The 9,443-nt window shown below is 51.1% G+C and carries 12 protein-coding genes; 4 read left to right on the top strand and 8 right to left on the bottom strand.

From position 1 onward, the window contains the following. Positions 1 to 597: 597 nt before the first annotated feature. The 5 genes from EA392_01900 to rsfS form a co-directional block, all read right to left on the bottom strand. The gene (locus tag EA392_01900; GenBank protein TVR41304.1) at positions 598 to 1,215 is read right to left on the bottom strand and encodes a phosphatidylserine decarboxylase family protein; all 618 of its coding nucleotides are present in this window, start codon (positions 1,213 to 1,215) and stop codon (positions 598 to 600) included. Between the two features lie 116 nt (positions 1,216 to 1,331). After that, positions 1,332 to 2,144, bottom strand: coding sequence for a hypothetical protein (locus tag EA392_01905; GenBank protein ID TVR41293.1), 813 nt, complete (start codon positions 2,142 to 2,144; stop codon positions 1,332 to 1,334). A gap of 39 nt (positions 2,145 to 2,183) precedes the next feature. Beyond that, positions 2,184 to 2,399, bottom strand: a complete 216-nt coding sequence (locus EA392_01910; protein ID TVR41294.1) for a DUF2007 domain-containing protein — start codon at positions 2,397 to 2,399, stop codon at positions 2,184 to 2,186. A 4-nt stretch (positions 2,400 to 2,403) separates the two neighbouring features. Further along, positions 2,404 to 4,491: an ATP-dependent metallopeptidase FtsH/Yme1/Tma family protein gene (locus tag EA392_01915; protein TVR41295.1), complete on the bottom strand. Its 2,088-nt coding sequence runs from the start codon at positions 4,489 to 4,491 to the stop codon at positions 2,404 to 2,406. A gap of 12 nt (positions 4,492 to 4,503) precedes the next feature. Next, the gene (rsfS, locus tag EA392_01920; GenBank protein TVR41296.1) at positions 4,504 to 4,881 is read right to left on the bottom strand and encodes a ribosome silencing factor; all 378 of its coding nucleotides are present in this window, start codon (positions 4,879 to 4,881) and stop codon (positions 4,504 to 4,506) included. Between rsfS and EA392_01925 the strand changes: the two genes are divergently transcribed. Then, a complete protein-coding gene (locus EA392_01925) occupies positions 4,825 to 5,709 on the top strand; it encodes a biotin--[acetyl-CoA-carboxylase] ligase (protein TVR41297.1) in 885 nt (294 codons plus the stop codon). The two genes, rsfS and EA392_01925, sit on opposite strands and share 57 nt — an antisense overlap. Here the strand turns inward: EA392_01925 and EA392_01930 are convergent. After that, on the bottom strand, positions 5,689 to 6,120 hold the full coding sequence (locus tag EA392_01930; GenBank protein TVR41298.1) for a hypothetical protein: 432 nt from the start codon (positions 6,118 to 6,120) through the stop codon (positions 5,689 to 5,691). The genes EA392_01925 and EA392_01930 overlap by 21 nt on opposite strands. Continuing rightward, on the bottom strand, positions 6,093 to 6,749 hold the full coding sequence (locus tag EA392_01935) for an orotate phosphoribosyltransferase (GenBank protein TVR41299.1): 657 nt from the start codon (positions 6,747 to 6,749) through the stop codon (positions 6,093 to 6,095). Before EA392_01935 ends, EA392_01930 begins: the two co-directional genes overlap by 28 nt. Here EA392_01935 and EA392_01940 point away from each other — a divergent pair. From EA392_01940 to EA392_01950, 3 genes are all read left to right on the top strand, one after another. Next, a complete protein-coding gene (locus tag EA392_01940; protein ID TVR41300.1) occupies positions 6,748 to 7,386 on the top strand; it encodes an NUDIX domain-containing protein in 639 nt (212 codons plus the stop codon). The two genes, EA392_01935 and EA392_01940, sit on opposite strands and share 2 nt — an antisense overlap. Before the next feature lie 36 nt (positions 7,387 to 7,422). Continuing rightward, a complete protein-coding gene (locus tag EA392_01945; GenBank protein TVR41301.1) occupies positions 7,423 to 7,737 on the top strand; it encodes a YbjQ family protein in 315 nt (104 codons plus the stop codon). 151 nt (positions 7,738 to 7,888) lie between these two features. After that, complete coding sequence (locus tag EA392_01950) at positions 7,889 to 8,752, top strand: alpha/beta fold hydrolase (protein TVR41302.1); 864 nt, start codon at positions 7,889 to 7,891, stop codon at positions 8,750 to 8,752. Here the strand turns inward: EA392_01950 and EA392_01955 are convergent. Beyond that, positions 8,745 to 9,443: copper homeostasis protein CutC (locus EA392_01955; GenBank protein ID TVR41303.1), on the bottom strand; the 699-nt coding region annotated here is incomplete at its 5' end. The genes EA392_01950 and EA392_01955 overlap by 8 nt on opposite strands.

Raw genomic sequence — 9,443 nt, forward strand, 5'->3', positions numbered from 1 at the left:
TTAAAAAACAAAAAACGATGAAAACTACCAATCTACTTGCGACGATCGTCGCAGGTTTCCAGGAAATCTACGTTACCGGATGGCCCGCAGGTATCTACATTGCCAAACTCATTGTCAACAACAAAAATTTTGACACCGTAAAAATCAGTGTGGTGAAGTAATTGCTTACCGAATAGCACCCAAGTGAAAAACCGGTCTCTGAAAGGAGATCGGTTTTTTTAACCTGAGTTCGATTATTATTCGGGAATTCAGATGTTCATAAACACCAAAATACAAGGCGCATTTTCAAAGCTCTAGCGGGCTAAAGCGCGATAATACAACGTAGCAGTTTGGTGTTTTATGGAAAAGTCAATCATGTTTTCACCTCTATACAGTGATTTTCTGCTCAATAATGCTTCGCAATAGCCCGCTATTTCTACATAATCTTCAGTTTCAACCCACTATTTACAGGTGCTCTGAACCCTGAAGAATAACCGAACGTAGGTTTTTAATACCACGAATGTCCCTGGCGCACTATACGGGCCTTCCCAAATGAGTAATGGCTGGGAATGTAACACATGAAGGCGGGGTATGAATGAGCTTCAAAATGTACTGTGACTACAGCCTCGCCAGCACCGTTTGATTGCCGGTTACTTTTTGTCCGAGGTTTACCAGTACCTCGGCATGGGTGGGAAGCAGTACATCTACCCGCGAGCCAAACTTGATAAAACCCATCTCGTCGCCGCGCTTTACCTGCGATGCGGGCTCTGCGTAATTCACAATGCGCCGTGCTACGGCTCCGGCAATCTGCTTCAGGCCGATGTGCCCGCCTGTGGTCTGCATCACCAGTTCGTGCTTTTCGTTGAGCTCCGAGGATTTGGGGTGCCAGGCTACGAGAAATTTCCCCGGCTTATAGGTGCTTTCTGCCACGACTCCGTCTATGGGGTACCAGTTGATATGCACGTTGAGGGGCGACATAAATATGGAAACCTGCGTGTGTTCCGCACCGGCGTATTGCACCTTTTCAATCACCACAACCTTGCCGTCGGCGGGGCAAACCAGTTCGTTGGGGGGTAAATCCTGATTGGGCCTGTTGGGAACCCTGAAAAACCGAAAAGTAAAAATGAGGTACAGCACACTCAGCAAAAAAACAAACCACACAAGCGGGTTGTCTTTGCCAAAAAGAGCCAGAAAAAACACGTTTACCACCACTGTTCCCAGTGTGGTTATCAGCATGATATTGGTTCCTTCCCGGTGAAATTTCACAACCGTAGAGATGAATTTATGCGCCCGAAGGTAATTGAAATTGCGTTATGCCCGATAATTTTGAGTGTATCCGGGCTTATCCCCGTTCAGCGGAAAAGAATCAGAAATGCGTACACCGCGGGGCCAATAAAGAGCAGTCCGTCTATGCGGTCGAGGAAACCACCGTGACCCGGCATGATTTGGCCGGAGTCTTTTACATTGTAATTGCGCTTGATAACCGATTCGGACAGATCGCCGAGGGTGCCAAAAACCACCACGATGGCCGCGAGGGTCATCCATTGCCACAGATTGAGGTCGTCGTTGAAATAGGCAAAAAGCCAGCCTCCGGCCAGCGCAAAAAGTGCTCCGCCCAGCAGACCTTCGATCGTTTTTTTGGGCGATACCGCGGGCATCAACTTATGCTTGCCAATCATAGAGCCCGTGAGGTAGGCAAAGGTGTCGTTGGTCCATGCAAACACAAAAATACCGAGCAGCAAATAGGGTTGAAAGTAAGCCTGGTAGAAGGCGCTTTGAACCAGTAGCACCAAGGGCGTGCCGATGTAAATCACAGCCACCAGCGAGCGGGATGACCGTTTGAAAGAGGGTTGCCGTGTGGTGAGTAGTTCCCATATAAAAGGAGCAACTCCTGCCATCCCTACCGCTGGTAGAATCAGTCGTTCGTCGCCGGCCGTAAGTGAAGTAGCATAGCCCGAGAAAAGCACCACGGCTCCGGCAAAGGTGGCGCCCCTTGAAACGGGAACTCCGTTTTGCTCCATCATTTGCATCAGCTCCTGCATGCTTATCAGCGCGATGACGGCCAGCACAGCGGCAATAGCCATCGGGTGCATGAGCGTGGTGCCCACAATGAGTGCAACATATACTGCGCCCGACACAGATCTAATAAGCATGGTCTTCATCATGCGGGTCGGGTGAAGATTTGGGTTGAAACTGCCAATGAATCAGGATTCGTCAGACATATGTTTGTCGAGTAAGCCACGGGCGCGAACATAGTCAACATTTCGCACAAGCAGGGTGACTTCACCAAACGAAAGGTAAGAAGAATCGCGCTGGTTGAGCACCACGGCTGCAATTTCGTGGCTTTCCAGCATGCTGCGGATTATCTCGAGCTCTGTGGGATACGACGAGCGGTACAAAGGCACCCAGTCTTTCTCCATGGTGCTATTCGCCTTTTTCGCCCGCAGGTGCCGATGCGCTTTCCTCCTCGGCGGGAGGAGTCATGGCTTCATCTTTCGCCGCCGGGGTTTCCTTGCCGTTCACCCTTGGGGTGGTGTCGGCATCAGCCGTTTCAGAAAGGGGAGCTTCATCTTTCTCAAACGGCCGCTTTCCGAAAATTTTCTGGAGGTCGTCTTTGAAGATTACCTCGTCTTTCAGCAACTTGTCAGCAAGCTGATCAAGCTTGTCGCGGTTTTCGGTGAGAAGCTGAACCGCCCTCTCGTATTGGGATTCTATCAGCTTGTGCACCTCCTCGTCGATGGTTTGGGCGGTTTTTTCGCTGTAGGGTTTCGTAAAGCTGTACTCCCCACCGCTTGAATCGTAGTAGCTGATGTTACCTACATTATCATTGAGCCCGTAAATGCTCACCATGGCATATGCCTGCTTGGTGACCTTCTCGAGATCGCTCAACGCACCGGTTGAGATTTTGTCAAAAATCACTTTTTCTGCGGCCCGGCCTCCCAGCGCTGCGCACATCTCGTCGAGCATTTGCTCTGTAGTAGTAATCTGCCGCTCTTCGGGCAGGTACCATGCAGCGCCTAAAGAGCGTCCGCGCGGAACAATCGTAACCTTCACCAACGGAGAGGCGTGCTCCAGCAACCAGCTCACGGTGGCGTGACCTGATTCGTGGTAGGCTATGACTTTTTTCTCGTCGTCGGAGATGATTTTGTTCTTTTTTTCCAAACCGCCTATGATCCGGTCAACCGCATCCAGAAAGTCCTGGCTTCCTACGGTTTTCTTTTTCTTCCTGGCAGCTATCAGTGCGGCTTCGTTGCAGATATTGGCAATGTCGGCACCTGAAAAGCCCGGCGTTTGTTTTGCGAGGAATTCAATATCAACTGTATCGTCGGTTTTGATGGGCTTAAGGTGAACGGCGAGAATCTGCTTGCGTTCAACCAGGTCGGGCATATCCACAAAAATCTGTCGGTCAAAACGACCTGCACGCATCAGGGCGCGATCCAGAATATCAGCACGGTTGGTAGCAGCAAGGATGATCACCCCGCTGTTGGTGCCAAAGCCGTCCATCTCGGTGAGTAGCTGGTTCAGCGTGTTCTCGCGCTCGTCGTTGGCACCCATGTTGGCACTTTTTCCACGCGCCCTGCCGATGGCATCAATCTCATCAATAAAGATGATGGCAGGAGCCTTTTCCTTGGCCTGTTTAAAAAGGTCGCGCACCCGGGAGGCACCCACTCCCACAAACATTTCTACAAAGTCTGAGCCCGAAAGGGAGAAAAACGGCACCTGTGCTTCTCCTGCAACTGCTTTGGCAAGCAGTGTTTTACCTGTTCCGGGAGGGCCTACAAGCAATGCCCCTTTCGGAATTTTAGCACCGAGTAGCGTGTACTTGTCGGGGGTTTTCAAAAAGTCAACAATCTCCTCCAGTTCTTCCTTTGCGCCTTCAAGGCCGGCCACGTCTTTAAAGGTAACGTTGGTGCTTTTCCCTTTTTCAAAAAGCTGGGCCTTGGATTTTCCGATGTTGAATATCTGTCCTCCGGGTCCGCCCGAGCCGCTGATTCTGCGCATCACAAACATCCAGATGGCTATCATGATACCCAAAAAGAGCACCCAGCTAAAAATTTCACGCCCCCAGTTGTCTTCCGTGCGGAACTCGTACATTACCCCGTCTTCGCGGTACCAGCGGTCGAGCTTAGAGCCAAAGTCTTCGCGCATGCTACCGAGTTCCACGCGGTAGTGCGGACCGGTGAGCTTGGAGCCCATCGTGGGGTTTTTAATTTTCTTGTCGTGCGGCTCGCGCTCCAGATAATCGCGCTTGATGGTTACCTGGGCCACGCTCTCGTTTACTACGGTAATGCGTTCAACGTGACCTTCCTCCACCATTTTCTCGAACTCAGTGTAGGTGAGGGGTACGGCTGTAGGCCCAAAGGTGAACAGGTTCAGCGAGATGATTACCAGAATTACGATGGCGTAAATCCAGTAAAAGTTAAACGGCCGCTTGTTTTTGGGCGGACGAGAACCACCTGAGAATTTGTTTTTCAGGTCGTTGAATTCTTTATTTGGCTCGTTGGCACTCATAGCAAATGCATGTTATATTTGGTAATCAACCTGGTGTGAGGGTGCGTCGGCCCAGAGCCTTTCCAGATCGTAAAATTCGCGGGAAGAGCGCTGAAAAATGTGCACAACGATGTTGAAGTAATCGAGGATAATCCATTCGGCGTTGGCCATTCCTTCGCGATGTATCGGCCGCTCATTAAGCTGCTCACGCGTTTCTTTTTCAACGGATTCCGCCAGCGATTCTACCTGCACATTGGAGTCTCCATGGCAGATAATGAACTTGCTGCATACGGCGTTGGGGATTTTTTCCAGATCGAGAACTACAATGTCCTTTCCTTTAACTTCTTGAAGTCCATGTATAATGGTGTTAAGAAGTGCTTCTTTTTCTTTTTTCGTTGTTTTACCCGCCATTCATTCTTTTTAACAAGGTGCAAAGTTACACATTCAACACGAGATTGGCTTATTTTGCGGTGCTTTGCAAACCTTGCCCAGATGGCTTTTGGAGACACCCTTTTCCGCCTCGAATCTCTGGATTCAACCAACAACTATGCTGCCACTTTGTTGCGTTCGGCGGATGTGGCGCAGGGTACTGTCGTTCTGTCACAATTTCAGGAAGCAGGTAGAGGGCAGCGCGGAAAGGTTTGGCAGGCCTCACCGGGCAGCGCGCTTTTAATGAGCGTGGTTCTTTTTCCCAACGCCCTCGCGGCCGACCGGCAGTTTGCCCTCAGCCAGGTGGTGAGTATCTCCCTGGTGGAGTTTCTCAAAACGCGTTTCGCTCTCAAAGCTTCCGTGAAATGGCCCAATGACCTGCTTTGCAACGACGCGAAACTGGCGGGTGTGCTCATAGAAAACAGTCTGCGCGGCACATGGGTGGAGCACAGCATTGTGGGAATTGGTATGAACCTGAACGAACACCCTGAAGGCACCGCCCTGAAAAGCACATCGCTATCAGCAGAGGTAGGGCAAAGATTTGTACCGGAGGATGTTTGCAAAGCCTTACTTCCCGTGCTCGAGCGCAATTACCAGCTTCTTCTTTACAACGATTCGCTTCGTGAAACAAGGTACAGGGAATGTCTTTGGGGGACCGATAGGTGGCTTAAATACCGCGCAGGCGAGGATGAATTGCAAGCCCGTGTAGCGGGGGTGGATGCAAGAGGTCAGTTGGTGCTTGAATTTCCCAATGGAAACACCCGTTCTTTTGCGATGCAGGACGTGCAGTTAATGGGCGAACTCCTCTGACAGCCTCCTGGCGATGTAATCAAAAAGGTTGGTGAGCGGCTTCTCAACCATCATTTTCAGAAAGGGGTTGATGTCGGCCTCAATGATTTGCTGAGCTTCGCATTGGTTGTCGCCGATGGCCTTGATGTGGATATTGAGCGTGAGCGCAAAAGGTGCGCTTTCGTCCGATTCAAGTTGCAGGTATCCCGGAGGGTCGGCCTGTTTTTTTCGGAAACCGATTTCGGTTACGTTCTTGATCTTAAAACGAAAACTATCCTGATCAGAGCGCCAGTTCTCAATGCGGTCGGGCGGAAGGAGACCTTCAAAGTTGTTGGCGTCGTTCACGTAGTTGAACACTTCTTCGGCGCTGGCAGCAACGGTAACCTTCTGGCTCTCTATTTTAGTCATTGTGCGTGTTGGTTTTGACCCCATGTGGCGGGATTCTGACGCCATTCGCGAAGCGATTCGAGGTCGTCAACCGAGATATAGCCCGATTCCAGGGCTTGAGTAATAAGTGTGTTGTAATCGGTGAGAGTGATAACGGGGCACTGGGCGTTTTTGAAAGCCTGTACCGACAAATCGAATCCGTAGGTAAAGATGGCAGCCATTCCCTTGATTTCGCATCCGGCTTCCCGCAGGGCCTGCACGGCAGCCAAACTGCTTCCGCCTGTTGAAATCAGGTCTTCAATCACCACTACCGACTGGCCGGCTTCTACCACACCTTCGATGCGGTTCTGCAGTCCGTGGCCTTTATCATCTGGACGAACATAGGCAAACCCCACACCCAGTTCCTGCGCAACCAAAGCCCCCTGTGCAATGCCGCCTGTGGCCACACCCGCAATCATGTCGGGCTTTCCGAAGTTGTCCAATACCTTGCGCGCCAACTCCTGGCGAATATAGGTGCGGATTTTTGGGTAGGACAAAGTTTTGCGGTTGTCGCAGTAAATGGGCGACAGCCAACCCGAAGCCCACGTAAAAGGAGCGGAAGGCTGAAGTTTGATTGCTTTGATTTGAAGCAGGAATTCCGCTACTTTGAGCGAGGATTCATCGCGTTTATTCATGCCGCAAATGTATAAAGTTTTCATCAACGATTCTCCGCTTTTTATCAACAGTCATGCCGATGATAATGGGCGAATTAACAGTAATTTGCAACTCATAGACTGGTCTGATGCCACCCCCGGAAAGTTGTGGCAACAAACCCTCAACAAGGCACCGGTAGGCATGTTGCTGCATCATTCATTGTCCGAACAGGAAGCATGGCAGCGCTGGCAAAAGCAGTTTTTGCGTTTGGATGCAGCGGGTGGGCTTGTGCTGGATAACAGAAAACGTTTTCTCGGAATTTTTCGCCTCGGCAAATGGGACCTTCCCAAAGGAAAAACCGAAGAAGGTGAATCCATGGAGGAAACAGCCCTTCGCGAGGTAAGTGAAGAATGTGGCATCACCGGACTGGGTCTGGAAAAACACTTGCAAGATACCTGGCACATCTACCCCTACAAGGGCCGTTTTGTATTGAAACGAACCCAATGGTTTTTGATGCGCTGGAACGGATCCGGAAAGTTGATGCCACAGGAGGAGGAGGGAATTGAGGACTTGCGCTGGTTTTCAGCCGCTGAGCAAGACACTTTCCTTTCAAACACTTATGCGTCCGTTGGTGAAGTAGTAAACGGTTTTTTTCAATCAGCTTACGCGAGCGAATAGTTCGCTTCGTACCTTCATGCACTAAAAACATCCAACATGATTATTACCAATACAGAGACCATACCCGGTAAAGAAGTAGTTGAAATCCTTGGAGTTGCACGCGGAAGCACCGTGCGTGCCCGAAATGTAGGGCGGGATATTTTTGCTTCACTCAAAAACCTCGTGGGAGGAGAAATCAGTGAATACACCAAGTTGCAGGCACAATCTCGTGAACAAGCCTTGCAGCGGATGCAGCAGGATGCCGAGCGCCTTGGTGCCGACGCCGTGGTGAATGTGCGCATCACAACAAGCATGATTATGCAGGGCGTTGCGGAGATTCTTGTGTATGGTACGGCTGTAAAATTGCGCTGATATGATTTGGCTCATTCTTCTTATCGGAATCATTGCGCTGGTGGTATTTGGCGTAGTGGCCTGGATTGTGGCATTTCAGATTGACCGCAACATGACCGAGGATTTTGAAGAGCGCGATAACTGAAAAACGCCCGCGCTTCTGAACTTTGCCATGCAACTGGTTGTTTCAAGTGACATGAAAACGCACCATCCTGTTCTATACCACGAAGTGCATCGCTGCTCCCCCGGGGCACCCTGGCTTTTGCTGGTGCACGGCGCAGGAGGCAGCACCGCCACCTGGAAGCGACAAGTTCCCGAACTTGGCCGTTATTGCAACATCATTTTGATTGATCTTCCCGGTCACGGAAAAATGGCAGAACGAGCGGAAATCGCAAATCATTACAGTTTTGGGCAAATCGGCGCTGAAATCTGGAAAGTGGCCGACCATCTGGGTGTGCAAAAACTTCACCTGGTGGGTGTTTCCCTGGGGAGCATCATTGTGCTCACCATGCGCGATCAACAGCCCAACCGCGTGGTTTCGGTGATTAATGCCGGCGCCATTGTACGACTGAGTACCCGGCTTAAAGTGCTGGCCGGAACCAGTCTGGCGCTCGCCAAGGTGATTGGCTACCGCGCCTTTTACAAGCTCAGCGCCACCATTATGCTACCGCGCAAGAACCACAAAAAATCGCGTGAAGTGTTTCTGCGTGAGTCAAAAGTGTTGAGCACGGAAGAATTCCGAAAATGGACTGCGCTCTACGCCGGACTGAATCAAACGCTGAAGCACATTTTTCACACGCCAAGCCACATACCGCAATTGCTCGTAATGGGTGCCCAGGACCACCTTTTTCTGCGTCAGGCGGAGCGCTATGCGGCGCTGCACAAAAAAGTGCGTTTGGAAGTGGTGCGGTACTGCGGGCACGTGGTGAGCATTGAACAAGCTGCGGTTTTCAACGAACTGGTAATGGATTTTTTGCGCCGCTTTGAAGCGCAGGAAGAAACACCCTCTAAGCGGCCTGCACTGGCCACTACCTGACGGCCTTCAAAATTCCCCGGATTTTTTCTTCATCAGGCTTCCATTGCGTGCCCATATGCAGGTGCAGGGAGCTTTGCATTTCTTTTCTGGCCGTGACGTGCAGCGCTTTGATGCCGGATCTTTTAAAAATTTCGGCGTTGGTGGGGTTCACCCCGCTACCGGCCATTACCGTGAGGGTGTCGCCGGCAAGTTGTGTCATGGCGGCAATCAAGGCAAGGCCCTTTTCGGCTGTTGTTTCCTGCCCCGAGGTAAGCACGTTTTGAAAGCCCATTTCCATCAAGGTTTCGAGAGCGTGAAGCGGGTCGCGACAAACATCTATGGCCCGGTGAAAGGTAGCGGCAAGTCCGATTTGACGGGCTTCGTTCAACAGCATTTGGTTGTGTTCCAGGTTGAGGGTAGAGTCGTTGTTGAGTACGCCAAAAACCACACCGGCTACATTGGCTCTCGCAGCTCCACGGATATCACTGAGCATCAATCTCAGCTCTGCAGCGCTGTAACAAAAGTCACCGCCTCTGGGTCTTATCATTGCAAAAACCGGAATGTTACAGGCTTCGCTCACCTGCTCCATCATTCCGTGGGAGGGAGTGGTGCCACCGTTGTGCAAATCGGCGCAAAGCTCAATGCGGTGGGCTCCGCAGGCTTGTGCGGCGAGTGATTGGGCGAGGTCTTCGGTGCAGATTTCGAGGGTCAT

This window comes from Cryomorphaceae bacterium (assembly GCA_007695365.1).
Lineage (GTDB): Bacteria > Bacteroidota > Bacteroidia > Flavobacteriales_D > SKUL01 > SKUL01.

Bases quoted from the DNA above. Each gene is read 5' to 3' on its own strand.
- EA392_01900 (TVR41304.1), bottom strand. From the start codon at position 1,215: ATGCTGATAACCACACTGGGAACAGTGGTGGTAAACGTGTTTTTTCTG.
- EA392_01940 (TVR41300.1), top strand. From the start codon at position 6,748: ATGCCGCAAATGTATAAAGTTTTCATCAACGATTCTCCGCTTTTTATC.
- EA392_01905 (TVR41293.1), bottom strand. From the start codon at position 2,144: ATGATGAAGACCATGCTTATTAGATCTGTGTCGGGCGCAGTATATGTT.
- EA392_01945 (TVR41301.1), top strand. From the start codon at position 7,423: ATGATTATTACCAATACAGAGACCATACCCGGTAAAGAAGTAGTTGAA.
- EA392_01925 (TVR41297.1), top strand. From the start codon at position 4,825: ATGTATAATGGTGTTAAGAAGTGCTTCTTTTTCTTTTTTCGTTGTTTT.
- EA392_01935 (TVR41299.1), bottom strand. From the start codon at position 6,749: ATGAATAAACGCGATGAATCCTCGCTCAAAGTAGCGGAATTCCTGCTT.
- EA392_01910 (TVR41294.1), bottom strand. From the start codon at position 2,399: ATGGAGAAAGACTGGGTGCCTTTGTACCGCTCGTCGTATCCCACAGAG.
- rsfS (TVR41296.1), bottom strand. From the start codon at position 4,881: ATGGCGGGTAAAACAACGAAAAAAGAAAAAGAAGCACTTCTTAACACC.
- EA392_01930 (TVR41298.1), bottom strand. From the start codon at position 6,120: ATGGGGTCAAAACCAACACGCACAATGACTAAAATAGAGAGCCAGAAG.
- EA392_01915 (TVR41295.1), bottom strand. From the start codon at position 4,491: ATGAGTGCCAACGAGCCAAATAAAGAATTCAACGACCTGAAAAACAAA.
- EA392_01950 (TVR41302.1), top strand. From the start codon at position 7,889: ATGCAACTGGTTGTTTCAAGTGACATGAAAACGCACCATCCTGTTCTA.